At 66.2% G+C, this 26,985-nt stretch carries 24 protein-coding genes, 1 tRNA gene and 1 pseudogene; 12 read left to right on the top strand and 14 right to left on the bottom strand.

The genetic code is table 11. The features are described 5' to 3' along the window. Positions 1–212: 212 nt before the first annotated feature. Positions 213–1,418 carry an IS110 family transposase gene (locus ACQY4K_RS08605; RefSeq protein ID WP_428395207.1) on the top strand — a complete coding sequence of 402 codons (1,206 nt, stop codon included), beginning with the start codon at positions 213–215 and terminating at the stop codon, positions 1,416–1,418. A 26-nt stretch (positions 1,419–1,444) separates the two neighbouring features. Here ACQY4K_RS08605 and ACQY4K_RS08610 read toward each other — a convergent pair whose 3' ends face one another. Then, positions 1,445–2,836 carry a paraquat-inducible protein A gene (locus tag ACQY4K_RS08610; RefSeq protein WP_428395209.1) on the bottom strand — a complete coding sequence of 464 codons (1,392 nt, stop codon included), beginning with the start codon at positions 2,834–2,836 and terminating at the stop codon, positions 1,445–1,447. Positions 2,837–2,963: 127 nt separating this feature from the next. On the opposite strand from ACQY4K_RS08610, the gene ACQY4K_RS08615 reads away from it, so the two are divergent. Then, positions 2,964–3,038 (top strand) — tRNA-Thr (locus ACQY4K_RS08615). Here the strand turns inward: ACQY4K_RS08615 and ACQY4K_RS08620 are convergent. Then, the gene (locus ACQY4K_RS08620; protein WP_428396033.1) at positions 3,017–3,640 is read right to left on the bottom strand and encodes an ABC-type transport auxiliary lipoprotein family protein; all 624 of its coding nucleotides are present in this window, start codon (positions 3,638–3,640) and stop codon (positions 3,017–3,019) included. The genes ACQY4K_RS08615 and ACQY4K_RS08620 overlap by 22 nt on opposite strands. Positions 3,641–3,678: 38 nt before the next feature. Between ACQY4K_RS08620 and ACQY4K_RS08625 the strand changes: the two genes are divergently transcribed. The 3 genes and pseudogenes from ACQY4K_RS08625 (at position 3,679) to ACQY4K_RS08635 (ending at position 6,521) form a co-directional block, all read left to right on the top strand. Further along, positions 3,679–4,791, top strand: a complete 1,113-nt coding sequence (locus ACQY4K_RS08625) for an NAD(P) transhydrogenase subunit alpha (protein WP_428395211.1) — start codon at positions 3,679–3,681, stop codon at positions 4,789–4,791. 4 nt (positions 4,792–4,795) lie between these two features. Further along, positions 4,796–5,104 (top strand): NAD(P) transhydrogenase subunit alpha, encoded by a 309-nt coding sequence (locus ACQY4K_RS08630; protein ID WP_428395213.1) that lies wholly within the window; start codon positions 4,796–4,798, stop codon positions 5,102–5,104. After that, positions 5,101–6,521 (top strand): annotated as a pseudogene (locus ACQY4K_RS08635) (NAD(P)(+) transhydrogenase (Re/Si-specific) subunit beta). Before ACQY4K_RS08630 ends, ACQY4K_RS08635 begins: the two are co-directional and overlap by 4 nt. Positions 6,522–6,558: 37 nt before the next feature. On the opposite strand, the gene ACQY4K_RS08640 reads toward ACQY4K_RS08635, so the two are convergent. The 8 genes from ACQY4K_RS08640 to ACQY4K_RS08675 all read right to left on the bottom strand — a co-directional run bounded on the left by ACQY4K_RS08640 (position 6,559) and on the right by ACQY4K_RS08675 (position 14,686). Then, positions 6,559–7,743, bottom strand: coding sequence for a DUF2306 domain-containing protein (locus ACQY4K_RS08640; protein ID WP_428395215.1), 1,185 nt, complete (start codon positions 7,741–7,743; stop codon positions 6,559–6,561). A gap of 20 nt (positions 7,744–7,763) precedes the next feature. Further along, positions 7,764–8,633 (bottom strand): hypothetical protein, encoded by an 870-nt coding sequence (locus ACQY4K_RS08645; RefSeq protein ID WP_428395217.1) that lies wholly within the window; start codon positions 8,631–8,633, stop codon positions 7,764–7,766. Further along, on the bottom strand, positions 8,630–9,502 hold the full coding sequence (locus tag ACQY4K_RS08650) for an ABC transporter ATP-binding protein (RefSeq protein ID WP_428395219.1): 873 nt from the start codon (positions 9,500–9,502) through the stop codon (positions 8,630–8,632). Before ACQY4K_RS08650 ends, ACQY4K_RS08645 begins: the two co-directional genes overlap by 4 nt. A 2-nt stretch (positions 9,503–9,504) precedes the next feature. Then, positions 9,505–9,876 carry a GntR family transcriptional regulator gene (locus ACQY4K_RS08655; RefSeq protein WP_428395221.1) on the bottom strand — a complete coding sequence of 124 codons (372 nt, stop codon included), beginning with the start codon at positions 9,874–9,876 and terminating at the stop codon, positions 9,505–9,507. A 235-nt stretch (positions 9,877–10,111) separates the two neighbouring features. Continuing rightward, positions 10,112–11,104: an enoyl-CoA hydratase/isomerase family protein gene (locus ACQY4K_RS08660; protein WP_428395223.1), complete on the bottom strand. Its 993-nt coding sequence runs from the start codon at positions 11,102–11,104 to the stop codon at positions 10,112–10,114. A gap of 5 nt (positions 11,105–11,109) precedes the next feature. Further along, a complete protein-coding gene (locus ACQY4K_RS08665; protein WP_428395225.1) occupies positions 11,110–12,606 on the bottom strand; it encodes a CoA-acylating methylmalonate-semialdehyde dehydrogenase in 1,497 nt (498 codons plus the stop codon). A gap of 89 nt (positions 12,607–12,695) precedes the next feature. Then, complete coding sequence (locus ACQY4K_RS08670) at positions 12,696–13,388, bottom strand: SDR family NAD(P)-dependent oxidoreductase (protein WP_428395227.1); 693 nt, start codon at positions 13,386–13,388, stop codon at positions 12,696–12,698. Beyond that, entirely contained in the window at positions 13,385–14,686 is a 1,302-nt protein-coding gene (locus ACQY4K_RS08675) for a DUF4910 domain-containing protein (protein ID WP_428395229.1), read from the bottom strand. Before ACQY4K_RS08675 ends, ACQY4K_RS08670 begins: the two co-directional genes overlap by 4 nt. A 34-nt stretch (positions 14,687–14,720) precedes the next feature. Here ACQY4K_RS08675 and ACQY4K_RS08680 point away from each other — a divergent pair, with 34 nt between their 5' ends. From ACQY4K_RS08680 to rfbF, 6 genes are all read left to right on the top strand, one after another. Next, entirely contained in the window at positions 14,721–15,260 is a 540-nt protein-coding gene (locus ACQY4K_RS08680) for a dTDP-4-dehydrorhamnose 3,5-epimerase family protein (protein WP_428395230.1), read from the top strand. Between the two features lie 218 nt (positions 15,261–15,478). Next, positions 15,479–16,711 carry a methyltransferase domain-containing protein gene (locus ACQY4K_RS08685; protein WP_428395232.1) on the top strand — a complete coding sequence of 411 codons (1,233 nt, stop codon included), beginning with the start codon at positions 15,479–15,481 and terminating at the stop codon, positions 16,709–16,711. Between the two features lie 9 nt (positions 16,712–16,720). Continuing rightward, positions 16,721–17,716: a hypothetical protein gene (locus ACQY4K_RS08690; protein ID WP_428395234.1), complete on the top strand. Its 996-nt coding sequence runs from the start codon at positions 16,721–16,723 to the stop codon at positions 17,714–17,716. 14 nt (positions 17,717–17,730) lie between these two features. Next, entirely contained in the window at positions 17,731–19,353 is a 1,623-nt protein-coding gene (locus ACQY4K_RS08695) for an MBOAT family O-acyltransferase (RefSeq protein ID WP_428395236.1), read from the top strand. Between the two features lie 9 nt (positions 19,354–19,362). Continuing rightward, positions 19,363–20,403 carry an NAD-dependent epimerase/dehydratase family protein gene (locus ACQY4K_RS08700; protein ID WP_428395238.1) on the top strand — a complete coding sequence of 347 codons (1,041 nt, stop codon included), beginning with the start codon at positions 19,363–19,365 and terminating at the stop codon, positions 20,401–20,403. 28 nt (positions 20,404–20,431) lie between these two features. After that, positions 20,432–21,205 (top strand): glucose-1-phosphate cytidylyltransferase, encoded by a 774-nt coding sequence (gene rfbF, locus ACQY4K_RS08705; RefSeq protein WP_428395240.1) that lies wholly within the window; start codon positions 20,432–20,434, stop codon positions 21,203–21,205. Positions 21,206–21,245: 40 nt separating this feature from the next. Here rfbF and ACQY4K_RS08710 read toward each other — a convergent pair whose 3' ends face one another. From ACQY4K_RS08710 to ccmA, 3 genes are all read right to left on the bottom strand, one after another. Beyond that, positions 21,246–21,680, bottom strand: a complete 435-nt coding sequence (locus tag ACQY4K_RS08710; RefSeq protein WP_428395242.1) for a CBS domain-containing protein — start codon at positions 21,678–21,680, stop codon at positions 21,246–21,248. A 96-nt stretch (positions 21,681–21,776) separates the two neighbouring features. After that, positions 21,777–22,463 carry a heme exporter protein CcmB gene (gene ccmB / locus ACQY4K_RS08715; RefSeq protein ID WP_428395244.1) on the bottom strand — a complete coding sequence of 229 codons (687 nt, stop codon included), beginning with the start codon at positions 22,461–22,463 and terminating at the stop codon, positions 21,777–21,779. 2 nt (positions 22,464–22,465) lie between these two features. Further along, entirely contained in the window at positions 22,466–23,089 is a 624-nt protein-coding gene (gene ccmA / locus ACQY4K_RS08720) for a heme ABC exporter ATP-binding protein CcmA (RefSeq protein WP_428396035.1), read from the bottom strand. Positions 23,090–23,224: 135 nt separating this feature from the next. On the opposite strand from ccmA, the gene acnA reads away from it, so the two are divergent. After that, positions 23,225–25,912, top strand: a complete 2,688-nt coding sequence (gene acnA / locus ACQY4K_RS08725; RefSeq protein ID WP_428395246.1) for an aconitate hydratase AcnA — start codon at positions 23,225–23,227, stop codon at positions 25,910–25,912. 505 nt (positions 25,913–26,417) lie between these two features. Here acnA and ACQY4K_RS08730 read toward each other — a convergent pair. After that, positions 26,418–26,651 carry a hypothetical protein gene (locus tag ACQY4K_RS08730; protein WP_428395248.1) on the bottom strand — a complete coding sequence of 78 codons (234 nt, stop codon included), beginning with the start codon at positions 26,649–26,651 and terminating at the stop codon, positions 26,418–26,420. Positions 26,652–26,985 lie beyond the last annotated feature (334 nt).

The raw sequence follows: 26,985 nt of genomic DNA on the forward strand, positions 1-26,985 counted from the left end.
GTAGTGTTTGGCAGCCCGAGTTCCTGCCGTGACGGCCAAGTTCGCTTGCCGCTGGACGGCCCGCATGAGACCCGCCGCGCGGCAGGTGCCGGGAGACCGAGACGGACCACAGGGTGAAGCGCCAGTGCCGGCCAGCCAGAGCGCCTGTCAGTGAGCGATCCGCACGATCTCCCAGCCCGGGCGAGGCTACCGCAACCCGAGGAGATCAGCACATGCCATTTCACACAGGATTGGACTGGGGCGGCACCAGCCATGCCGTCTGCGTCATCGACGGCGCCGGCCAGGTCATCGTCCGCCTCGAAGCCAACCACGATGCCGCAGGCCTTGCCGGCATGCTCGCCCGGCTCAAGCGTGTTGCATCCCCGGCCGACCTGCCCATCGCCATCGAGCGCCCGTCCGGCCTGATCGTCGATGCCCTGGTTGCGGCCGGGCACCCGATCATCCCCATCCACCCCCATGTCGTCAAAGCCTGCCGGCCACGCTACCGCGCCGCCGGCGGCAAGTCCGATCCGAGCGACGCCTACATGCTCGCCGACATCCTGCGCACCGACGGCCACCGCTTCCGCCCCCTGATGCCCGCCTCCGACGACATCCGTGCACTCCGCGCGCTTGTTCGTGGACGCGACGACCTGGTGGCAAGCCGCGTGGCCCTCGCCAACCAGCTCCGCAGCTTGCTGGAAGGCTTCTGGCCGGGCGCCGCTGCCATCTTCGCCGCTGTCGACAGCCCGATCGCGCTCGCCTTTGTCGGCCGCTATCCCACCCCGGACAGCGCCAGCCGCCTGGGCGAGAAACGCTTGGCCAGCTTCATGGCGCAGCACGCCTATTGCGGACGCCGTTCGCCTGCCGAACTGCTGGCGCGGCTGCGTGCGGCCGCTGTGGGCCTGGCCAGCAACGCCCAGGCGGACGCGAAGGGAGAACTCGCCCGTGCCCTGGTCGCCGTGCTCGAACGCCTTGTCGCCGAGATCGCCAGGCTCTCCTCGCGCATCGAGCACGCCGTCACCGACCTGCCGGACGGCAGGATCGTCATGTCCTTCCCGCGCGCCGGCCGCATCTGCGCCGCAGGGATTTTGGCCGAACTGGGCGACGTGCGCGAACGCTTCCCCACCGAGGACCAGCTCGCCGCCGAGGCTGGCGTCTGCCCCGTCACCCATGCCTCGGGTAAAAGCCGTGGCGTCGTGTTTCGGTGGGCCTGCAACAAAAATCTGCGCGCCGCCGTCACCCGCTTCGCCGACAACTCGCGTCATGCATCCGCATGGGCCGCCGCCATCTACAACCGCGCCCGACAGCGCGGATGCAAACACCCGCACGCCATCCGCATCCTCGCCCGCGCATGGGTCCGCGTGCTCTGGAAAGCCTGGCAAACCGGCCAGACCTACAATCCCAAAAGGCACACCAGCGCGCTCAAAATCGCCGCCTGAAAACTTCAGGGTGGACACAGGGTATCTCATGCCCGAGCGTGACCCGTCTCGCTGGCGGCGAGTGCCGCCTGCCCGGAGCGGCCGGCCAGTGCCGCGCCATTGCGGCCGGCGGCGTCCCACATGACCCGCGGATCGAAGCTGTTGGCGGCACAGATGGTCAGCACGACGACCGAGGCAAAGGCCATCATGCCGCCATCGGCGCGGACATTGGCAAGCGGGCCATAGCGCACCAGCGCCACCAGGATGGAGACCATGAAGACGTCGATCATCGACCAGCGGCCGATGAAATCGACGACCCGGAACAGCTTGGTGCGATCGACGATGCAGCGGCCCGAGCCGCGCCAGGCGCTGACGCCCATCAGGGTCAGGCTGAAGATTTTCAGCACCGGCACGGTGATGCTGGCGAAGAACACCAGCAGCGCCAGCGGCAGCATCTTGGCTTCGTAGAGCTCGCGCACGCCCTGCAGGATGGTATGGCCGCCACCCTTGTGCAGCTGGATGATGGTCATGATCGGGAACAGGTTGGCGGGGATATAGAGGATGATTGCCGAGAACAGGAACAAGGCGGTGCGTCGCAGGCTGTCGGGCTTGCGCCGGCGCAGCGCCTTGCCGCAACGCGGGCAGGCGCCAGCCACCTGCTCGCGGTCGAGTGCCGCCTCGGCATAGCAGACCAGGCCGCAGGCGCGGCAGGACACCATGTGGTCGAGCGGCGGCAGAGTGTCGCTGGCGTGTTCACCGTGACCGGGTCCGCTCTCGCCACGGCTGGCGATATGGCGATGCACCAGACGCACCCGCCGGCGCGACCAGATCACGTCGTCATCGAGGGTCGAGTCCATGGCGGCCATCGTGATCATCAGGCCGAACAGCGCGTAGGCCGCCGGATCGACATACACGTCCGCAAGGTCGATCATCTTGGTGTAGGCGACCAGCAGCCCGAGCATGTAGACCTCGACCATCGCCCAGGGCCGCAGCTTGTCGTACCAGCGCATCATCCGCGGCACGCGCCACGGCAGCCGCTGATGAAACAGGGCGCCGAGCAGAATCCCCAGCATCAGCGCGATCTCAATGCCGGGAATGATCGTGGTCACCGCGCCGATCAGCAGCCCGGCCATAACCCATCCCTCGCGGATCAACTCGATCGGTCCGGTGAACAGGGTAACCGCGCGCGCCCGTCCATAGATGCTCAGCGTCATCAGCGGCTCGAAGATGCTGATCAGATAGAGCACCAGCGCGCTGACGCAGAAGGCCAGCGGGGTCGCGATCGGCGGGTTGGTGCGCCGGCGCCCGAGCATCATGTCGCAGCGCACGCAGCGCGCGATGCTGCCGGGCGCGAGGTCGGGCAGGCGCTGGAACAGCCCACATCCCGCGCATTCGCACACCCGTGATATGGCGCGCAGTGAAGGCTGATGCGTCGCCATTGCGGTCAAGCGGGGACCGGAGAAGCAGTCAATCGGGCAGTCATCGGCGGCTTCTCCAGGCAACGTTCGCGCTCTGGCGCTCATGTTGCAGCCACAGCGCGCATTTTGTATAGGGCGCGTGGCGTCTGCCGACATAGCTCAGGGGTAGAGCAACTGATTCGTAATCAGTAGGTCCTCGGTTCAATTCCGAGTGTCGGCACCAGCGCCACAGAGCAATCTGCTATCGATCGCTGCCGCGACTTGGTCCGCGAGCTTGCCCATTACAGCGCTCATCGAGCCGACCATGGCATCGGTGCAGGGACCACCGGCTTCGTGCAGCGACGTCGAGCGCATCGTCACCGGCTGGCCGCCTGCATCGAGCAGCGTCCAGTCCGCGGCGAGAATGACAGCGCCATTCGGTTGCGCGATGAACTGGCGGACGTTGAGCTTGAGCGACGCGGCCCCTTTGGGCGGCGTCGGATCGCCGGGGGCCAGGATAGGTCCCGGCGGCAGGCGTCGGCGCCGATGCCGTCCTTGGAAATGCGCATCAGCAGCATAAGGGTGGCCGGCACCAGCAACACGAGCGTTGTCAACGCGCAGGCCAGGGCGGTGCCCAGCGGCCGGCCACGACTGCGCTCGAGCACCGCTTGACATCGCCAGCAATGCAGGCGCCCGGTGGCAATGTGCGGCATCTCCTGGATCGCCGCACAATCTTGACAGGCGATCACGTACTCCATGCGCGATCAACGAGGTGCTGCGCGATTTGTTTTCCGCAAGGACCGCCACGTCGTGCAAAGATGTTCGTACAGAGGGCAGCGGCAACACATCGCGCAAGATGGCCCCGGACAGAATGGGATGGTTGGATGGTATTCAAGGTTGCAGTCCTCAAGGAAACCCGACCGCACGAGCGCCGGGTGGCGGTGGTGCCGTCCGTGGTCGCCAAGCTGCGCAAGCTCGGCGCGGAGCTCTGTCTGCAGGCCGGAGCCGGAGAGGCGGCCCGCTTCCCGGACGAAGCCTACGATGACGTGACGTTTGCCGAGTCCGGAGCGGCGTTGCTGGGCGACGCCGATATCGTGCTGTCGGTGCAGCCGCCGACGCTCGAGGCGGTGCGGGCGATGCGCAGCGGTGCGGCACTGCTGTGCTTCGTGCACGCACAAAAGGAGCCGGAGCTGGTGGCGCTGCTGGAGGAGCGGGGCATCACCTGCTTTGCCATGGAGCGGGTGCCGCGTATCAGCCGGGCGCAGTCGATGGACGCGTTGTCCAGCCAGGCTGCCCTCGCCGGCTACTACGCACCTCTGCTCGGCGCGACGCAGTTGCCGCGTATCCTGCCGATGATGACTACCGCCGTCGGCTCACTGCGTCCGGCCAAGGCGCTGGTGATGGGCCTTGGCGTGGCCGGGCTGCAGGCGCTGGCGACCGCACGCCGTCTTGGCGCGATCACCGAGGGCTATGACGTGCGGCCGGAGACGCGCGAGCAGGCGCTGTCGCTGGGCGCGAAGTTCGTCGACACCGGCATCGACGCCCGTGGCGAAGGCGGCTACGCCCGCGAACTCACCGACGACGAGAAGCGCCGGGTGCGCGTGGTGGTGACCGCGCACATCCAGGCCGCCGACCTGATCGTCACCACCGCCGCGATCCCCGGCCGCGCCAGCCCGAAGCTGATCGACGCTGGCCAGATCGCCGGCATGAAGTCCGGCTCGGTGATCGTCGATCTTGCCGCAGAGGGTGGCGGCAATTGCGAAGGCACGGTGCCGGGCGAGACCATCCAGGTCGGCCCCGCCACGATCGTGGCCCCCTTCAACGTGCCCTCGTTGCTGGCCCAGCACGCCAGCGAGCTCTATTCCAAGAACCTGCTCAACCTGATCGAGCTGCTGGTCCATGACGGCGCGGTCTCGCTCGATTTCAGCGACGAGGTGATCGACAAGACGGCCCTCACCCGAACCGCGGCGCGCACCCCCAAGCTGGTGACGGTTTAGTCCGATGACGCTCGATACCTCGATGACCTGGGTCATCGCCCTCTACATCTTCATGCTGGCCGCCTTTACCGGCTACGAGTTGATCCGCCGGGTGCCGGCGATCCTGCATACGCCGCTGATGTCCGGCTCGAACTTCATCCACGGCATCGTCGTGGTCGGTGCGCTGCATGCGCTGTTCAACGCCACCAGCGTGTTCGCCGAAGTGGTCGGCTTCCTCGGCGTGCTGCTCGGCGCCGGCAACGCCGCCGGCGGCTATGTCGTGACCGACCGCATGCTCGGCATGTTCAAGTCAAGTAAGGCAAAAGCGCCATGATCGTCTCGCATATCGTCTCGTTGGCGGAGTTCGCGGCCGCCCTGCTGTTCATCCTTGGGCTGAAGCGGATGTCCTCGCCGGTGACCGCGCGCTCGGGGATCGTGGTCGCCGGCTTCGGCATGCTGGTGGCAGTGGCGGCGGCGTTCGTGGCCTTAGCCGTCGGCGGTGAGCCGGCGCATTTCGCCCGCAACGTCGTGTTGGGCGTCGTTGCGCTGGTGCTCGGCACCTTGTGGGCCTGGTGGAGCGGCAAGCGGGTGGCGATGACCGCGATGCCGCAGATGGTGGCCCTCTATAACGGCATGGGCGGCGGGGCGGCGGCGGCGATCGCGGCGGTGGCCCTGATCGACAACGAGCCGCTCACCGTGCTGCCGCTCTCGGCCACCATCATCGGCGCGCTGATCGGCTCGGTCTCGATGGCTGGCTCGGCGATCGCCTGGGCCAAGCTCGACGGCCGCATCGACCGCACCTTTCGCTTCAAGGGCCAGAGCCTGTGCAATGGGCTGGTGTTTGGCGTGACCGTGCTGCTCGGGGTTGCGGTGATCGCCCTGCCCGCGAGCCCGGTGCTGGAGGTGATCTTCTTCGCTGGCGCCCTTATTTTCGGCGTGCTGATGACCCTGCCGATCGGCGGCGCCGACATGCCGGTGGTGATCTCGCTCTACAACGCCTTTACCGGGCTTTCGGTCGGGCTCGAAGGCTACGCGCTCGGCAATCCGGCGCTGATGATCGCGGGCATGGTGGTCGGCTCGGCCGGCACGCTGCTCACTGTGCTGATGGCGAAGGCAATGAACCGTTCGCTGGTGAACGTGCTGTTCTCGAACTTCGGCGGCGGCGAGGAGGCCGATGCCAGCAGCATCGCCGGCCAGATGAAGCCCGCCGAGGCCTCGGACGCCGCCGCGGCAATGCGCTACGCCAGCTCCGTGGTAATCGTGCCGGGCTACGGCCTGGCGGTGGCCCAAGCGCAGGGCAAGCTCTTCGAGCTGGTCAAGCTGCTGCAATCCGCCGACGTCGAGGTGAAGTTCGCGATCCACCCCGTCGCCGGCCGCATGCCTGGGCACATGAACGTGCTGCTCGCCGAAGCCGGCGTGCCATACGACATCATCTTCGACATGGAGGAGATCAACGAGAGCTTCGCCGCCACCGACGTCGCCCTGGTGATCGGCGCCAACGACGTGGTCAATCCGGCGGCGCGCACCGAGAAGGGCTCGCCGATCTACGGCATGCCGATCCTCAACGTCGATCACGCCGCCAAGCCTTCGTCATCAAGCGCGGTAAGGGCCGCGGCTATGCCGGCGTCGAGAACCTGCTGTTCTACGCCGACAACACCAACCTGGTTTATGGCGACGCGCAGGCGGTGCTGGTGGCGATGATCCAGGCGCTGAAGGACCTCGGCGGCAGCACCCACGCCAAGGCGGCGTAACAAGGCCAGGGGTTCCGCCCCAGCACGCCTGCAAAGGCTAAGGTGCGGCGAGTTTGCGCAGCATACGCACCGCGTTGCTGTTGCTTGGCAAAAGAGTCAGGGATTTTTCATAGTCGGCGATGGCCCGCAGCCTATCGCCGTCGTCCATGTAGGCCTCTGCCAAGCTGTCATAGGCATTGCCGGAGCGCGGATAGGCTTCGACGTTAAGTTGCAGGATGCGGATCGCGGGGCCGAACTTCCTCGCCGCGAGCAGCTTGTAGCCCAGCTTGTTCAACTCCTCCTCCGCAAAGTTGTAGGCTCCCGGGCTGGCTGCCTTGATCTGGCGGTACTGCCGGACGGCCTGGTCAGCGCCCCCTTGAGCAAGCGTCGCGGCGAGCGGTTCGGCGATCGAGTTTCGATTGGCGTAGGCGAGCTCGATGTCGGGCAGGAACAGGCCGATGGTGGCGCCGGCGATGCCGATGCCTAGAAGCATTGTCAGCACCGACAGCGCCGCCGCCATGGCGATGCGGCCCGAAGCCGTGGCGCCGTCGCGCGCGCGCCAGTAGAGTTCGAGGATGCCCAGCGGCACCAGATATTGCGCGAAGGACATGATCGTAAAGAACGGCCCGATCGCGGTGCTCGTATCGATGCCAAAAGGAACGCTGAGCAGCAGTCCTGCCCGGATGAACAGGGACGCGCTCACCACCAGATAGAGGCGCATTGCCCAGCGGCCATGGACGCGGAAGTTCCGGGCCAGGGCATGGCGAAGCGCCATCGACGCGCACAGCATGATCAGCACGCCGTCGAGGCTTTGGCCGAGATGTTGTGACAGGTCCCCGACGGCGCCGCGAAACCACATCATGTAAAGGCCGGCAAGGCTGACGGCGAAGGCGGCGACGAGGTAGAGGCGTCCGTTCCAGCGATGGAAGGCAGGCGCGCGGATACGAATCCGCGGCAGGAGCTGCAACGCGCCGGCCAGGATGATGATGACGGCGGAAGCGAGATGGATCCCGACGGCCACGTTTCCGACCGGCTCGCCAGGAACGTAGCCGTGCGTCATCACCCGGTTCCATGCGTCGAAGTCGCCTCGTCCGGCGGCCCGACCGTAGAAGGCGGCGACAGCAGACGCGAACATCACCTGGCCGACGACGACCACCAGGAACCAGAACCGGGCGGCTGCCCGCAGCGCGGTCCTCGCGTCGAGCCGGAACGGTGGCTTTTGGATCGATACAGCTAAATCCAATAGAGTCTCCTGTTGCAGAGTCAGATCGGATCGCGGTGGCGGCGCAGCCAGATTGCGGCAGCGAGAAAGGCGGCGGAGAGTGCGAGCCCGGTCCATAGGCCGGGCGTGCCGAGGAACTTGAGCGGGTCGAGCTGGGACAGCCCGGCCGGGCCGTCGCCGCCGGGCGGCTCGGTGAAAGCCGCCGCGACGCTGCCGGTCAGCCGATGGATCAGTGCTGCGAAGACCTTGGTACTCCCGAACGCGATCTTCTCCAGGACGCACAGGGCAAGCGGCGGCAGCACCGCCCACAGGAACGCCGCGCGGCGCGCCCAGCCGGAAACCAGGAGCAGCCACAGGTGGATCGGCGCGTACCAGAGCGCCAGCGTCGCCAGACCGTAGAGCAACTCCAGATCCATCCGCGGCAGCGGCAGCTTGGTCCAGAGTGGCGTGGCGCTCACCCCGTCGGCCAGCAGGATCGCGGTGCTGAGCAGCAGCATGACGAGCTGCAGGACGACCACCGTCGCAACGGCAAGCAGCGGCAGCACCGCCAGCGGAATCACCGCCTTGGCGAGGACCGTGGTGCGATCGGAGACCGGCAACGATTTCCAGAACAGGATGCTGCGATCGCGTCTTTCGCCGTGCAGCGCGCCGAGGCAATACATGAACCCGACGAGCAGCGTGGTCACGATGACCACAACCGAGGCGATCTCATAGGATTTGGCGAGTTCGGCGCCCTGCCGCGACGCATCGAGCGCCAGCACGCGGCGCATGTCACGCGCCAGATGACTGGCGCCGACCAGGAAGCCGAGGAGCACGGTCGCGCTCGCCGCGAGCGGTGCGACGGTGATCGAGCGGTTTTCCCACAGCTCGCGGCGGATCGACCAGAAGAAGGGCCGCGTTGCCCTGATCATGCGGCGGCCTTTTGCGTGGCGGCCTGGTCGCCGATCACCGCCACGAACAGGTCGGCGACGCTTGGTGTGCGCAGTTCGCCGAACCCGCCGAGCCTGCCGCGATCGACGCCGTCGAAGAGCAGGATGACGCCGCCGAAGCTCCGGCGTTCGTGGATCGGGCGGAGAGCGCGCGCGGCAGCGAGGTGCTCGGGATGCACCAGGACTTCCAGGTAGCGGCGCTCGAAATCGTCCATCCTGCAATCCAGCGCGATTCGGCCGCGATTCATGAACGCGACATCGGTGAGGATGTACTGGACCTCCTCGACCTGATGCGTGGTCACGACGATGGTGCGGCTGTGGTCGAAATAATCATTCAGCAGCATGTCGTAGAACTGCTTGCGATAAAGAATGTCGAGTCCAAGGGTCGGCTCGTCCAGCACCAGAAGCCTGGCATCGATCGCCATGATCAAGGCGAGGTGGAGCTGGGTGACCATGCCTTTCGACAGCTGCCGCACCTTGCTGTTGCGCCGGATGTCCGTGTTTGCGAGCAAGGCCTCCGCCTTGGCACGGTCGAAGCGCGGATGCACCCCGGCGACGTAGTCGAGCGCCTGCGACACGCGGATCCAGCGCGGCAGCACCGCGACATCGGCGATGAAGCAGACATCGCACATCAAGCTGTCCCGCTGCGTCCGAGGATCGCGACCGAGCACAGAGAGTTCGCCCTGATAGGCGGTGAGGCCGAGGATGGCGCTGAGCACGGTGCTTTTGCCGGCGCCGTTCGGACCGATGAGGCCGAGGATGCGTCCCGGCTCGACAAGGAGGTCGACACCGTCGAGCGCCACGGTCTTGCCAAAGCTCTTGCGCAGGCCGCGCGCGACGATGCTGGACATGGTCAGCGCCGCATCAGGGTGGTGGTGGCGCCAAGCAAATCCTCCATCGTAAGGCCGAGACGCCGTATGGTGGCCTGGATGTCCGGCCATTGCTCAACGAGAAACCTCTGCCGTTCCGCCTGCAGCAGCATGGCGTGCGCTCCGGCGTTGACGAACAGGCCACGCCCCCGCTTCTTCTCGACCAGGGCTTCGTCGACAAGCAGCTCGTAGCCCTTCAGCACGGTGAGCGGGTTGATTCTGTACTCGGAGGCGACAATTCGCACGGAGGGCAGCGGATCGCCTTCGCCCAGCGCCCCGTCAAGGATCATGGCGACGATCCGGTCCCGAAGCTGCCGGTAGATTGGCTGGCTGTCGTTCCATTCACGATCCGGCATATGGTGTGGACAGCCCTAGCAGAAGAGGTTTGCACGACGTACTTGCCGGGATCACGCGCCTGGCTTGGCTGCAGCATCGTCACGATGACCTCGCCTTAACATCATCTGGTGATGTAGTGAACTACACCACCAAAGAAAGCGCAAGACCTGAATCACGGAACAGATTGCGGGTGGCGCGCTAGCTTTGAAAATACTTCAGTTTTCCGGGTTATGGTCTGGAGCCCGGAGGCGGAGCCTATCCTTTGAAATACGCCGCCACCACGGCCTCGCCGACCGCATCGAGTGTAGGCGGGTTCCAGCGTGGCGAGCGGTCCTTGTCGATGAGGGCGGCGCGCACGCCTTCGACGAAGTCCGAGTCGGGCCGCATCAATGCGCGAGCGATTCCGCATTCCATCTCCAGGCACGGCTCCAGCCCGCCCAGACCTGGTGCGGTGCGCAGCGCCCGCAGCACCACCTTGAGCGAGGTCGGCGACATGCGCCGGATCGTTGACGCCGCTTCGTGCGCGGCGTGCTCGGGGGCTTCGTCGAGGGCGGTGAGGATTTCCTCGACCCTATCGTAGCGGTAGCAGCGGTCGATCCAGCCGCGTTGCGCCGTGAGCGTGCCGGACGGCGGCGTTGTTGCGAAGTCAGCGAGCCGGTCGGGGGCAGCGCATGCGTCATTGAGATTTGCTAATGGCACGAACAGGTCGGCGAAGCCGCATTCGATCGCATCGCGCGCGTTCATGCGCGCGCCGGTCAGGCCGAGATGAGTGCCGAGTTCTCCGGGTGCGCGCGACAGCAGGTAAGTGCCGCCGACATCGGTGACGAAGCCAATCGCGGTCTCCGGCATTGCCAGCTGCGAACGCTCGGTCACCACGCGTTGTGCTACGTGGCCGGCGATGCCGATGCCGCCGCCCATGGTGAGCCCGTCCATGATCGCCGTCACCGGCTTGGGGTAGCGCGCGAGCCGGGCGTTGAGGGTGTATTCCGCGCGAAAGAAGCGCTCGGGCAGGTCGGAGCCGACCTTGACCGCCTCGCACAGCGCGCGGATGTCGCCGCCGGCGCATAGGCCGCGTTCGCCGGCGCCGCGGATCAGCACGTGCCGTATGCCGTCGTCGGCTTCCCATGTGTCGAGGCAGCGGGCAAATTCGTGTAGCATCGGCAGGGTCAACGCGTTCAGCGCGCGCGGACGGTTCAGGGTGATGCGGCCAACCCCGTCCTGGCCAGCCTCGCTAAGCAGGTCCTCCATCGGCCTCAATCCATGGTCGGCAGGACGAAGGCGTTTTCGGAGGCCGCCGTGAACCAGCGCGAGGTCACGGTCTTGGTGCGTGTGTAGAAGCGGATCGAATCCGGGCCGTGCTGGTTGAGATCGCCAAAGCCCGACGCCTTCCAGCCGCCGAAGGTGTGATAGGCGATCGGCACCGGCACCGGCACGTTGATGCCGACCATGCCGACAGCCACGCGGCTGGCGAAGTCGCGCGCCACCTTGCCGTCGCGGGTGAAGATCGCAACGCCGTTGCCGTAGGCGTGCTCGCTGGGCAGTCGAAGCGCCTCCTCGTAGCTGTCGGCGCGCACCACGGAGAGCACCGGGCCGAAGATCTCCTCGCGGTAAATACGCATGCTCGGGGTGACGTGGTCGAATAGGCAGCCGCCGATGAAGAAGCCGTGTTCGTGGCCCTGCATGCGAAAATCACGGCCATCGACGGCGAGCGCGGCACCCTCCTCCAGGCCGATGTCGATATAGCGCCTGACCCGCGCCAGTGCCTCGCCCGTGACCAGCGGGCCGTAATCCGCCTGGTCGTCCGAGGACAGCCCGACCTTGAGCGCCTCGACCCTCGGCACCAGGCGCGCCATCAGCGCCTCGGCAGTGGCCTGTCCCACCGGCACCGCCACCGACAGCGCCATGCAGCGCTCGCCAGCGGAGCCGTAGGCGGCGCCGATCAGGCCGTCGACCGCCTGGTCGAGATCGGCGTCCGGCATGATCAGCGCGTGGTTCTTCGCACCCCCGAAGCATTGCGCCCGTTTGCCGTGCTTGGCGCAGGTCTCATAGATATACTGTGCGATCGGTGAGGAGCCGACGAAGCCGACCGCCTGCACGCGCGGGTCTTCGAGGAGTGCCTCGACCGCCTCGCGGCCGCCATTGACGACGTTGAGCACACCAGGCGGCAGCCCCGCCTCGAGGAACAATTCGGCGATACGCAGCGGCACCGAGGGGTTCCGTTCGGACGGCTTGAGCACGAAGCTGTTGCCGCAGGCGAGGGCGGGCCCGATCTTCCAGAGCGGGATCATCGCCGGGAAGTTGAACGGCGTGATCCCGGCCACCACGCCGAGCGGCTGGCGGATGGAGTGCACGTCAATCCCCGGCCCCGCGCCCTCGCTGAACTCGCCCTTGAGCAGATGCGGGATGCCGAGCGCGAACTCGACCACCTCCAGGCCGCGCTGGATGTCGCCGCGCGCATCGGGGATGGTCTTGCCGTGCTCGCTGGAGAGCAGCCGGGCGAGCGGGTCCATCTCCGCGTTGGCCAACTCGAGGAACTTCATCAGCACGCGGGCACGCTTTTGCGGGTTGGTCGCAGCCCACCCCGGCTGTGCCGCGGCGGCGCTGGCGATTGCGGCTTCGACCTCGCGGCGGTCGGCGAGCGGCACCCGCGCCTGCACCTCGCCGGTGTTGGGGTCGAACACGTCGCCGAACTGCCCGGAGCGGCCGGGTGCGTGCGCGCCGGAGACGAAATGGCTGAGGTCGCGTGGCATGGCGGGCGTCCTTCTGGGGTCGGCTTGTGTCGAGTGAAGCACCGCGCGGGTGCCGAGGGAAATCCCCCGAGAGACCGCTCAACCGCACATCAGAGAGGGCGGGAAGGCCGCAGGGTCAGTTCGGTGACTTCGGCGCGGCGCGGCAAGGCCAGTGCCGCGCAGACCATCGCGGCCACGTCCTCAGGCGCCATCAGGGCGTCCGGCGGCGCCTCCCTGCCCTCTTCGGCCAGGATCGCGGCCTGCATCGGCGTGTCGGTGCGGCCGGGGAAGATGCTGAGCACGCGAATGCCCTGCCCGCGCACCTCATGGCGCAAGCCGTCGGTGGCGGCGCGCAAAGCATGCTTGCCGGCGGCGTAGGCGACCGCACCTTGGGTGACGGCCAGCCCGGACGTGGAATTGATGATGACGATGTCGCTGCCCGCCCCGCGCAGCGCCGGCAGGCAGGCGGCGGCAAGCAGGATCGGCGCGTGCACGTTGACCGCGTCCATCGCCACCCAATCTTCCGCCGCCATGCCGTCGAGCGGCCGCCTGAGGAAGGCGCCGGCGCTGCAGACCAGCACGTCGAGCCCGGGCAGCGCCGCCTCGGCGATGCGCGCGCGGCCCTTTGCGGTTGCCACATCGGCGGCGAGGACCGTGCCGTGGCCGGCGCGCGCTGCCACCTCGCGCAGGGCGGCCTCGCCGCGGCCGACCAGCAGCAGCCGCTCACAGGTTGGCGCGAGTGCGAGCGCGATGGCGCGGCCGATACCGCTGCCGGCGCCGGTGACGAGGACCGAGCGGCTCAAAGCGTGCGGCCCTCGGCGGGTGCGAGCAGCCCGGCCGCGGTCAGCGCCCGGGCGGCGGAGACCACGGCCGCGAAGGGCTTGCCCGCGCGTTCGGCGATGTCGAGCAGGGTGCGGGTGCCATCGGCCTGGTTGAGCACCCAAAGCAGGGTCAGTTGGTCGTGCGCGGCCTCGTCAGGGTGCTCGCCGCCGACTGCGCGATACAGGCCGCGGCGGCCGAGCTGCGGCTCGCCGAACGGCTGGAGGTTGAGCGGCGTATAATCCTGCTCAGCCATCATGAAGATGCGCAAGGTCCGGTGCAGACTATCGGCCAGCGCCTCGGGCTTGAGAAATCCCAGGTTGTCGGCGGAGGTGTGATATTCCGGAAAGGTGCCGTTGGGCGAGCGCATCAGGCAGCCGATCGGGAGATTGAAGCCGGGCGAGCAATATTGCCGCTCGTCGTAGCCATAGGGCAGGAACGGCAGAATGCGGCCCTCGCTGCCGAGCACATAGGCGGCGTAGCGGTCGATCGGCGCATCCTCCCGCCGCGAGCGCTTGTAGCTGGGCGGCCCGGCATCGCCGAGACAGCTCAGCACCAGGCCATGGCGGATACGCGAGACGGTCTCGCGATTGCGGGCCAGCCAGGCGATCGCTCCGATTGTTCCGGGAACGAAAATGATTCGATAACCGAAACGGCGCGGGCGCGACCGCAACGCTTGTGCCAAGCCGATCGCGACCGCGAGGCTGGAGACGTTGTCGTTGGCGAGTTGCGGATGGCAGCTATGGACCGAGACCAGCACCTCGCCAGCCTCTTCGCCAGGCAGGAAGCATTCGCCGTAGGACAGGCTGCCCGCTTGCAGGGTGGTGTCGATGCGCACGCGATAGGCGGGCTCGCGCAGCGCCTCACGCAGCCGGTGCGCAAGGCAGAACCCCCAACTATCGGCATAATAGGCGGTGCGATAGGGGATCAGCTCGGGCTGCTCGGGCAGACTATAAAGATGCCGTTGCAATTCGGCGGTCTCGACGATCCGGTCCACCGGCACGCTATATTGCAGAAGATGCAGCGCGTGATCGGCCACATCGACGATCGTGCGGCCGTCCAAAGTCTGCAGCGTGGCGCCGCGCACGTTCCACTCCCGCGGCACCTCCCAGTCGAGCACCGGTGTTCCGGTCGGCACCTCATGGATTTCGAGCGGGATGTGAAGCGCGAGATAACGCAGTGTCATGCGTAGGCCGTCGCCGGTGATGCAGCGCGGGATCGGGTAGAGTGCCTGCGCGTGCGCGGCGAGCGAGGCCTGGAGTGCGGCCGGGGTCTGGTCCATAAGGCACCCTGAGTTCGTATCCGGAGCAAAGACGTTGATCTTCCGCGAGACCAACATCAAGGGACTATACGAGATCGCGCTTGAGCGGCACAGCGATGCGCGTGGCAGCTTTGCCCGCACATTCTGCGAGGACGAGTTCGCCCAAGCCGGCCTGCCGACGCACTTCGTGCAGGCGAACAGTTCGGTGAATGTTCGCGCGGGCACCCTGCGCGGCATGCATTTCCAGCGGCCGCCGCACGAGGAAGGCAAGCTCGTGCGCTGCGTGCGCGGTGCGATCCACGATGTGGTGATTGACATCCGGCCGCAATCGCCGAGCTTTCGCCAGTCGCTGTCGTTCCGGCTGGATTGCCGGGAAAATTTCTCGCTCTACATTCCCGCGGGCTGTGCGCACGGATTTCAGACGCTCGAGGATGACAGCGAGGTCCTGTATGAGATGACAACGCGTCACTCCGCCGCGTACGCGTCAGGATTTCGTTACGACGATCCAGGCTTTGCTCTATCCTGGCCACTGCCGATCACCATGATTTCCGAAAAGGATCTGGCGTGGCCTGCACTGGAGTCAGCCGGCCAGTGACAAAACGATAGTCTTGGTCACGCTGAATTCACGCGAACGTGTGCTGATATCAGCAGATAAGAATGTTCGTTGTCACCGAATGCCTTTATCGTTATGCAAAGCGGCATGAGCTGTTCTTCGGGATTGATCGTGGTCCCGACAAGATCAAACCGGCACCCGGATGCACCGTCTGGGCAACCATAGCGCGCACAACGATACCTGAAATCTGAAAGGACGAGATGAGCCTGCTCACCTGTCGATGCTGCGCCTCGCCGCTGACCGAGACGTTCGCCGATTGCGGGATGACCCCGATGGCGAACGCGTTCATTTCCCCGGACCGCGCCGATCGGATGGAGCCGTTCTATCCGCTGCACGCCTATGTGTGCGGTGCGTGCTTCCTGGTCCAGCTCGCCTCGTTCGAATCGCCACAGGAGATCTTCGGAGATTATCTGTATTTCTCGTCTTTTTCACAGAGCTGGCTGAACCACGCCGAGACCTATGTCGCCCGGATGATCGATCGCTTCGCGCTGGGTGCTGCATCCCACGTTGTCGAGATCGCCAGCAATGACGGCTACCTCCTGCAATATTTTGCCAGGCGCGGTGTCGGCGTGCTCGGCGTGGAACCCGCCGCCAACGTCGCAGCCGTCGCCAAGGAAAAGGGGCTGCCGACCGAAATCGCCTTCTTCGGCACCGAGACGGCGCGGCGTCTACACGGTGATGGCGTTGCACCGGACCTGATGACGGCCAACAACGTTCTCGCGCATGTGCCCGACCTGCATGACTTCGTTGAAGGTTTCAAAATCCTCCTGGCACCGACAGGAGTCGCGACGCTCGAATTCCCACATTTGTTGCAACTCATGCGGCATAACCAGTTCGACACGATCTACCACGAGCATTTTTCGTATTTTTCGCTGCATGTGGTGCAGCGCCTGTTCGCCCAGCATGGCTTGACACTCTTCGACGTCGAGGAGCTTCCGACCCATGGCGGCTCCTTGCGGATTTTCGTCAGGCATGCGGACAATGCGCGGCTCGCGGTGACTGATGCCGTGGCGTCCGTGCTGGCCGACGAGGTCGCGAGCGGACTGACCCAGATCCAGACCTACCGGACTTTTGCCGAAGGGGTGGTTGCGTGCAAATGCGCGCTGCTCGACTTCCTGATCTCGGCAAAGCGCCGCGGCGAGCGGGTCGCAGCCTACGGCGCCCCGGCGAAGGGCAACACCCTGTTGAACTATTGTGGGGTGGGCCCGGAGCTGGTCGCCTTTACCGTCGATCGCAGCCCGCACAAGCAGGGGCTGCTGCTGCCAGGGACCCGTATCCCGATCCGCGCCCCGGAGGCGCTTGCCGAGGCGCGGCCGGACTACCTGCTGATCCTGCCATGGAACCTGCGCGAGGAGATCGTCGAACAGATGGCGGTCCACCGCGGTTGGGGCGGGCGTTTCGTCGTGCCGATCCCCAGCATCGAAGTCTGGTGAAGAACACGTATGAACGAGCAGACAAAGATACGGGTGCAGCAGAACAAGCCGCGCGCCGGGCTGTTCCGCCGTTATCTGTTCAGCGTCTCGGCGACGATGCTGATCCTGCTGAGTGCCTATGTCGGATCGCTCGCCGTGCTCGCCCGCGCCGGGGTGCTGCCACCACCGCCATTGGTCAACGAGCTTTGTGCCGACCGGAAGCTGCAATGGCTGCGCAACAATATGCCAGCGCGTCCAGATCTGCTCGTGGTCGGATCGTCGATCGCCTGGCGCGACGTGGACAGCGCCGAATTCGTCGCACACGATCCGCGAGCACGCCCGGTGAATGGCGGCATGTGCCACGCCGAGGTCAACCAGAGCGGCTTCGTCACCAAATTCCTGCTCGACCACATGCCCTCCGTCGAGACCGTCGTGCTGGTTCTGGTGCCGCAGGATTTCACCGACTGCACCAAAACCCCCGCGCGTCTGTTCAGCCCGGCGGTCGCCACCCGTTACGTCTTCGGCCATGACTGGTCCTACGGCTTTTATCTGAACCGCTTCGCTCCCGTGGCGCTGGTGCACAATGTCCGCGAGATTCATCGGCTACAGGACGGGGTCGACCGCTTCGACTCCATGAAAATGACCCGCTACGGTGACGGACCGTTGCGCATCACCGGCAATCGCGGGCTGATGTATGGGACCGTCGGCGGGCGCGACCCGGCCTGTGTCGCGGCCCTGCATACGCTCGCCATTTCCGTCGCCGCCAAGGGCCGCCGGCTGTTCGTCGCAATGGCGCCGCTCAATCCGGACTGGGTCAAGCAGTACGATCCCAGCGGCGCGCGTCGGGCCAACCTGCTCGCCGCCATCCATAACGCTCTCGCCGGCACCGGCGCGAACTTCTGGAACGGCACGGCGGCCTTCAAGGGCACGCCGAACGATTTCACCGACGCAATCCATATCAACTGGCCAGCGGCCAAGCGCTATTCCGCCTTGATGGCGAAAGCGCTCGACCCCGATCCGTCGTAAGCAGGTCGCGCGCCATGCTGTTCAACTCGGCGCCGTTCATCCTCGGCTTCCTGCCGGTGGCCTGGGTCGGCTTTTTCCTGTTCGGGGCCACCGGTCACCACCGGCTCGCCGTCGGCTGGCTCACGCTCGCCTCCTTGTTCTTCTACAGCTACTGGAACCCCACCTACCTGCCGTTGCTGCTTGGCTCGATCGCGTTCAACTACATTGTCGGTCGCTGGCTGATCCGCACGCGCAGCATGCCCCTGCTGGTCTTCGGGGTCGCCGGCAATCTGATCCTGCTCGGCTATTATAAATATGCGGGCTTCCTGGTGCAGACCGCGGACTCCGTCTCGCGCGCGGATTTTGTAGTTCCTGCGATTGCGCTGCCGCTGGCGATCTCGTTCTTCACCTTCCAGCAGATCGCCTTTCTGGTCGATAGCCAGGGAGGTGTCGCCGAGAAGACAAACCTCTCCAACTACGGCATGTTCATCACCTTCTTTCCGCATTTGATCGCCGGTCCGATCACCCATCATCGCGAGATCCTGCCGCAGTTCGACGACAAGCGATTGTTCAAGCCGCAGGCAGACCTCATCGCCTTCGGCGTGACCCTGTTCCTGATCGGGCTTTGCAAGAAGGTCCTGCTGGCAGACACGCTTTCGCACTGGGTCAGGCCGCTGTTCGTTGCCGTGGCGCACGGCGCGCATCTGGCGATCGTGCCGGCTTGGACGGCGGCGGTCGGCTACACGTTCCAGATGTATTTCGATTTTTCAGGCTATAGCGACATGGCGATCGGCCTGGGCCTGCTGTTCGGCATCAGGCTGCCGCTGAACTTCAATTCGCCCTACAAGGCATTGAACATCATCGACTACTGGGCGCGCTGGCACATGACGCTGACGCGCTTCCTGACCGCCTACATCTATAATCCAATCGTACTGCGCGCGACCCGGTCGCGGCTGCGCGCCGGCAAGCCAGGGTTGAAGAAGGGCAGGACCAGCCCTGGCGCCTTTCTTTGGCTGGTCGGCGTTCCCACCTTGCTGACGATGTTCCTCGCCGGCCTCTGGCATGGCGCCGGATGGCAGTTCATCGTCTTCGGCGTCCTGCACGGCTGCTATCTCGTCATCAATCATGGCTGGCGCGCGATCAAGGCGCGGGTCGGCCTGCCGGCGCAAAGCGACGCCATTGCGGTACGGATCGTCTGCGTGCTGACCACCTTCCTCTGCGTCATGGTGGCGCTGGTGTTCTTCCGGGCCGCCGGCGTGCCGACAGCGCTCGATATCCTCGCCTCGATGGTCGGCCTGCACGAGGTCGTCCTGCCGCACAGCTTTGGTCTGATCCCGGGGGTGCACGCTCTTGCAGCCTTTCTCGGCATCACGATCGGGCATGCAGGCTTGCAACCGATCCGCTTCGCCTTCCTCGCCTTGATGTTCGCCATCGTCTGGGGCCTGCCGAACAGCCAGCAATGGCTCGGCCGCTTCGAGACGGCACTCGGCACCGGACGCTTGGTGGCACCCCCCGGATGGCTGCCCCCGGTCCTGAACCGAGTCATGGTATGGCGCCCGAATATGGCGTTCGGCGTGCTCGTCGGTTGCGTCGGCTTCTTTGCCTTGATGCGGGCCGTATCGGTGGCCCCGAGCGAATTCCTCTACTTCAAGTTCTAGCAGGTGCGCATGAAAATCCTGATCACCGGCAATATGGGTTACGTCGGACCGGCCGTCGTGAAACACCTGCGTCAGCGATTTCCGCACGCAGTCCTGCACGGCTACGACACCGGCTATTTTGCCCACTGCCTGACGGGTGCGGCGCAGTTTCCCGAGCGCCTGCTGGACCTGCAAATCTACGGCGATGTCCGCACGCTGCCGGCCGCAAGTCTTCGTGGATACGACGCGGTGGTGCATCTCGCGGCGATCTCGAACGACCCGATGGGCAACCGCTTCGCCGCGGTCACCGCCGCCATCAACCAGGACGCCTCGATCGCGCTCGCGCGGGCCGCGGCGGCGGCAGGCGTTGGCCACTTCGTCTTTGCCTCAAGCTGCAGCGTCTATGGTGTCGCCGCCGGCCGGCCGAAGCGCGAGGAGGACGAGCTCAACCCGGTCACCGCCTACGCCACTTCCAAGATCGGCACCGAGCGCGGGCTCGCCGACATCGGCGGCGACATGGTCGTCACCTGCCTGCGCTTTGCCACCGCCTGCGGCATGTCGGACCGATTACGCCTCGATCTTGTGCTCAACGATTTTGTCGCCTGCGCCCTGACCCAGCGCCGGATCACCGTGCTCAGCGACGGTACGCCATGGCGGCCGCTGATCGATGTCGCGGACATGGCGCGCGCGATCGAATGGGCGGCCACCCGCGACGCGGACAATGGCGGCCGCTTCCTCGTCGTCAATGCCGGCCGCAACGAAGCGAACTACCAGGTCCGCGATCTCGCACACGCGGTCGCCTCGACGGTGAGCCAATGCGAGGTGGACATCAACCTCGCGGCCCCCGCCGACAGCCGGTCCTACCAGGTCGATTTTGGCCGCTATGCCGAGCTGGCGCCGGATCACCTGCCGCGCCTCACCCTCGCGGACTCGATCAACCGGCTCGTCGACGGGCTCGCTGGCATGGGATTTGCTGACCCCAACTTCCGCAATGCCGCGCTGATGCGGCTCGTGGTGTTGCAGGGTCATATCGAACACGGCCGCCTGACGGAGGACCTCACATGGCTTTAGGCGCCGATTTCTCACAGCGGAGTGATGCATGATGAAAGTGGCCATGCTCGCAGGCGGCTTCGGCACCCGCCTGAGCGAGGAGACGACCGTCAGGCCCAAGCCGATGGTCGAGATCGGCGGCAAGCCGATCATGTGGCACATCATGAAGATCTATGCCCATTACGGGCTGCGCGACTTCGTCATTCTCGGCGGCTACAAGGTCGAATATATCCGGGACTACTTCCTGCGCTACCGCCAGCGGCGCTGCGACTTCACCATCGAGCTGAAAACCGGGGAGGTCGACTGGCTCGAGGCGGTCGCCGAGGATTGGCGCGTGACCGTGCTCGATACCGGCGGTGCAACGATGACGGGCGGCCGTATCCGGCGCGCCAAGCACATGCTCGGCGACGACAGCTTCTGCCTGGCCTATGGCGACGGGGTCAGCAACGTGCGGATCGACCGTCTGATAGAGACCCATCACGCGTCCAACGCCTGGTGCACCTTGACCGCGGTGACCCAGCCCGGCCGATACGGCGCCCTGCGGCTCACCGACGACCGCAAGGAGGTCAAGGGCTTTCGCGAGAAGGGTGCAGCCGACGGCGGCATGATCAATGGCGGCTTCTTCGTCTGCGAGCCGCAGATGCTTGAGATGATCGACGGGGACGATACGGTCTTCGAGATGGAGACGATGCAGCGCCTGATAGCGCATGGCCGGCTCGGCAGCTACGCCCATGACGGCTACTGGCAGAGCATGGATTCGCTGCGCGACAAGGAGGTGCTGGAGGCGCAATGGCATGCCGGCGCGCCTTGGAAGATCTGGTAGAAGGCCTTGTCAGGCCGCTGATCTCCCGTCGCGCCGGGCTTCAGCCATGCAGGCGCGCGAGATCGAGCAGGACTGCGGCCTCGTTTTCCTTTTCATTAAGTCGGACCCGGATCAGGTCGCGGATGCTGATCATTCCGGACAAGGCATCATTGGCGATGACCGGCATGTGACGAATTCGGCGCTCGGACATGGTCGCCATGACGGAATCGATGCGGTCCTCCGGCTTGCAGGTGATGACCGGGCTGATCATGACCTCGCGAACCTTGACGATCAGGGCGTCGGCACCGCGCAGGGCGAGCAGCTTGACCAGGTCTCGCTCCGAAAAGATCCCTACGACATGGCCCTTGAGATCCTCGACCACGACCGCGCCAACCCGCCGATCCGCCAGCACTGAGACGACCGTGGCGATGCTCGCCTCGGGCCGCACGGTGGCGCAGTCATGGCCCTTCTGCTCCAGGATCTTCTCAATCAGCATCGTTGAACTCCTCTGGTCGGTTGCAAAGCTGCACTGTCCCTAGGTGGGAGCAAGAATAGCGGCTGGGGGCCATGCTTGCGTGAAATCCACTTCATCCTACGCAACGGCTGCCCGCAATCCAGCGCCCCCGGCGATCGGGCAGAGCGGCAGTCCGCCGGCGAGGAAGGCCGCGAGCAGCAGCAGGTCGGGCTTGTAGGGCAGCCCGTATTGCGCGGAATCGATGGCTGCCGCGCCAAAAATCAGCGCCGGCGTCGCCAGCGGCAGCACCAGCAGCGGCAGCAGCACGCCGCCGCGACGCGCCCCCAGCACGATCGCCGCCGCCATGCCGCCGATCAGCGAGAGCACCGGCGTGCCCATGGCGAGCCCGGCCAGCAGCACCGGGAGGGCGACCGGGCGCATGCCGAGCATGATCGCCAGCGGGCCTGCGGCAAGCAGCAGCGGCAGGCCGGTGGTCAGCCAGTGCGCGGTCATCTTGGCGAGTGCCACCGCCGGGGCCGGCAGGCCGCACAGCATGATCTGGTCCAGCGCGCCGTCGTCGAGTTCGGCGCCGAACAGCCGGTCGAGCGGCAGCAGGGCAGCGAGCAGGGCGCAGACCCAGACGATGCCCGGCGCCATGCGGGCGAGCAACGCCGGCGACGGCCCGAGTGCCAGCGGAAACAAGCTGCCGGCGAGCACGAAGAACAGCACGGCACCCAGGGTGTCCGCGCCGTGCCGAAGGGCGAGGCGCAGGTCGCGGGCGACGAGGGCCGCGAAGCGCCCGAACGGCCCGATTCCGGTGTCCAACCCTACGCCTCCAGCACCAGCGTCGCGGCCGTGGGCAGCGGCAGCGGCACGTGGGTGGTGGCGATGACCAGGCCGCCGGCGGCGCGATGGGCTGTAAACAGTGCGCCGAGCAGCTCGATGGCATGGGTATCCAGCCCCAGGCTCGGCTCGTCGAGCAGCCACACGGGGGCGCGCAGCAGCAGCACGCGCGCCAAGGCGGCGCGTCGCTGCTGTCCGGCCGAGAGCAGCCGCGCCGGCAGATCGCGCAAGGCCGACAGCGCGAGGGCCGCCAGTGCCGGCTCCAGCGCGCCGCCGCCGGTGCGGCTGGCCAGGCGGAGATTCTCGGCCAAGGTCAGGCCGGGCTTGAGTGCGTCCTGGTGGCCGAGATAGGCCACCCGGCCGGCATGCAGGATACGGTCGGCGGCCACCGGTGCGCCATTCCACGACAGCTGCCCGGCGTCCGGCGCGCGCAGTCCTGCGAGGATACGCAGCAACGTGGACTTGCCGGCGCCGTTCGGCCCGCGCAGCAGCAGCGCACCGCCCGGCCCGCAGGCGAGGTCAATGCCGTCGAGCACCAGGCGCTCGCCACGGACCACCACCAGGCCGGCTGCCTCGAGCCGGCCGCATGCTTCAGGCGGAAACGGGATGGCTGGGTCTCCGAGGCGGCGCTTGTTTGTCGACGGCGGATCGGTATGTTCTACGGCGATTGCGTTATCAAGCCGTTGACGAATATCGCCCAAACTTCGCCCGGCCACGCGCGCCCACCCTCGGAGGGGAACAGCATGAAATCGGTCGGTCACAACAGCCTTCACACCCGCAAGACACTCGAGGTCGAGGGCAAGACCTACCATTATTTCTCCATCCCCGAAGCCGAACGCACGATCGGCGACGTCTCGCGTCTGCCGGTCAGCCTCAAGGTGCTGCTGGAGAACGTGCTGCGCTTCGAGGATAACAGCAGCTACCACGTCGCCGACGCGCATGCCGTGGCCGGCTGGCTGCCCGGCGGCCACAGCAGCAAGGAAGTGCCGTTCAAGCCGGCCCGTATCCTGATGCAGGACTTCACCGGTGTGCCGGCGGTGGTCGATCTCGCCGCCATGCGCGACGGCATCACCCGCCTCAAGGGCGACCCGCAGAAGGTCAACCCGCTGGTGCCGGTGGATCTGGTGATCGACCACTCGGTGATGGTCGACGTCTCCGGCACGCCCGACGCGCTGGCCCGCAACGTCGAAATCGAGTTCCAGCGCAACGGCGAGCGGTATGCGTTTCTGCGCTGGGGCCAGGAGGCATTCGAGAACTTCTCGGTGGTGCCGCCGGGGGCGGGCATCTGCCACCAGGTCAACCTGGAATATCTCGCCCAGGCGGTCTGGACCGCGACCATAAAGGGCGAGACCTTCGCCTATCCCGACACGCTCTACGGTACCGACAGCCACACCACGATGGTCAATGGCATGGGCGTGCTCGGCTGGGGCGTCGGCGGCATCGAGGCCGAAGCCGCCATGCTCGGCCAGCCGATCGCCATGCTGATCCCCGACGTGATCGGCTTCAGGCTGACCGGGCGGCTGCCGGAGGGGGCGACCGCGACCGACCTCGTGCTGACCGTCACGCAGATGCTGCGCAAGCAGGGCGTGGTCGGCAAGTTCGTCGAGTTCTACGGGCCGGCTTTGGACCATTTGCCGGTCGCCGACCGTGCCACCATCGGCAACATGGCCCCGGAATACGGTGCGACCTGCGGCTTCTTTCCGGTCGATGCGCTCACACTTGACTACATGCACCAGACCGGACGCGATGCGCACCGGATCAAGCTGGCGGAGGCCTATCTCAAGGCGCAGGGCATGTTCCGCGAGCCGGGCAGCGCCGAGCCGGTGTTCACCGACACGCTCACACTCGACCTGTCGACCGTCGAGCCGTCTCTGGCCGGCCCCAAGCGGCCGCAGGACCGGGTGGCGCTCAAGCAGGCGGGCCCCGCCTTCAACCACGAACTGACCCGCGGCCTCGGCGTTCCAGCGGCCGACGTCGGCACCCGCGTTGCGGTCACTGGTGCCGGCTACGATCTCGGCCATGGCGACGTGGTGATCGCGGCGATCACGTCCTGCACCAACACCTCCAACCCGGCGGTGCTGATCGCGGCCGGCCTGGTGGCGCGCAAGGCACGCGCGCTGGGGCTGGCGCCAAAGCCCTGGGTAAAGACCTCGCTGGCGCCCGGTTCGCAGGTGGTCACCGAGTATCTCGACCGCGCCGGCTTATCCGCGGAGCTCGACGCGCTCGGCTTCAACACGGTGGGCTATGGCTGCACCACCTGCATCGGCAATTCCGGGCCGCTGCCCGATGCGATCGTCGATACCATCGAGGACAACAAGCTGGTGGCGGTGTCGGTGCTGTCCGGCAACCGCAATTTCGAGGGCCGGATCAGCCCGAATGTGCGCGCCAACTATCTCGCCAGCCCGCCGCTGGTGGTCGCCTACGCGCTGCTCGGCAACATGCGCGACGATATCACCACCACCCCGCTCGGCACTGGCCCGCATGGCCAGCCGGTCCATCTGCGCGACATCTGGCCGAGCAACATCGAGATCGCCGAGTTGATGGCGAGTTCGATCTCGCGCGACCAGTTCCTCGAACGCTACGGCCAGGTGACACGCGGCACCAAGGAGTGGCAGGCGCTCGCGGTCGCCACCGGCTCGCAGACCTATGGCTGGAACAGCGGCTCCACCTACGTCCAGAACCCGCCTTATTTCGACGGCATCACCATGGAGCCGACGCCCAAGGGCGATATCAAGGCGGCGCGCATCCTCGCGGTGCTCGGCGACAACATCACCACCGACCACATCTCGCCGGCCGGCTCGATCAAGAAGAGCTCGCCCGCGGGCGGCTATCTCGGCCTGCACCAGGTGCAGCAGCAGGATTTCAACTCCTACGGCTCGCGTCGCGGCAACCACGAGGTGATGATGCGCGGCACCTTCGCCAACATACGCATCAAGAACGAGATGGTGCCGGGCATCGAGGGCGGCGTTTCGGTGCATTACCCGGACGGCGAGCAGGGCGCGATCTATGACGTCGCCATGCGCTACCAGGCTGAGGGCGTGCCGCTTATCGTGTTTGGCGGCAAGGAGTACGGCATGGGCTCGTCGCGCGACTGGGCGGCAAAGGGCACCGTGCTGCTCGGCATACGCGCGGTGATCGCCGAGAGCTTCGAGCGCATCCACCGTTCCAACCTGGTCGGCATGGGCGTGCTGCCGCTGCTGTTCGAGGAAGGCACGACGCGCGAGACGCTGGCTCTCAAGGGCGACGAGACCATCGACATCGAGGGGCTGGATGCGATCACCCCGCGCATGACCCTGCGGATGGTGCTCACCCGCGCCGACGGCAGCAAACAAACCGTGCCGCTGATCTGCCGCGTCGATACGATCGACGAGGTCGAATACTACCGCCATGGCGGCATCCTGCAGTACGTGCTGCGCGGCATGGCAGCCTGAAGGGTGCGGCGCAGACGGGTTGATCGAAGCCCGGCTGCGTCAAGCCGCCGCGCCGCATCATCTTTCGGCGGAACAGCGAGCCTTTGCTTGCAGTCGCGCACGCGGAGGACAGCTTCATGGCGCTTTGAGACGTGCCACCTTGCTGACGTCTTCGAGGCGTTTAATCCTTCAATCCGGGTGCGGAGATCTATCGGATCGTTTGCAGCATGTTCAGCAGGAGGCTGTCCGGCTCGTTCGTCATCATGTGGGCTCCTGTCGGCACGGTTGCATGCTGAGGCGAAGCTCGGGTTCATCATGTAGGGGAAGACCCGGGCTGCATCTCGGTTGTCAACACGCCGGCGGTCAGGCGACGGCCGATTGCATCGTCAGCGACCCGCCAGGTCGATCCGCACGTGAGCGGGGAGCCTGAATTGCCTGTCACCAGGGGCTGGCGCATATCCTCGGTCGATGGTGGGCTTTGGCGTTAATCTGCTTCTGGCGGAGATGCGTCGAGAAGATCCGATCGTCAGGGCTGCTCTCGCGTCGCTTGCTCAAGGCGGCTCAGTCGCTCGTCGTGCTCCAGGAGGGTCGCCATTGCGGTTTCGGCGTCGGTGGCGTTCTCGCGGCGGATGCGGGTGATGTTGAATGCGATCGCCAAGACGCGGCGATCGAGGCGTGCGAGCGTCGTGCTGTGCTCGGCGAGTGTGACGCGGATTGCCCGTAGCTGTGCGAGAATCAGGCTTTCGGGGGTGTCGCTCATCGTGGGTGCTCCTGGGGACCGATACCCGCGTGAGCGGGGGAGCCGTTTCCAAGGACATGTGGGTACAAAATGCCTAGGGTCGATCCCTGCGTGAGCGGGGGAGCCGCACGGTCCCTCGATGTCAAGGCGGGCTGCCCCAGCAGGCGGCCAAGCCGCCGGGCGATGCTAAGCTGGCCGAGCAGCGCATGCATGCAGGCCGCGACATCGGCGCTATGCCCGATCAGCGAGAGCGCGCCGCTGACCGGGCAGTCGCACCCTCGCCGGCACCGATCGCCGCGCCCTTCCTTGCACTGGCGCCGCAGCTTGGCCCAAGGCCAAAGGCGGTTCTCGGTGT

It is taken from the genome of Lichenicoccus sp., from assembly GCF_965276875.1.
In the GTDB taxonomy this organism is placed as follows: Bacteria; Pseudomonadota; Alphaproteobacteria; order Acetobacterales; family Acetobacteraceae; genus Lichenicoccus.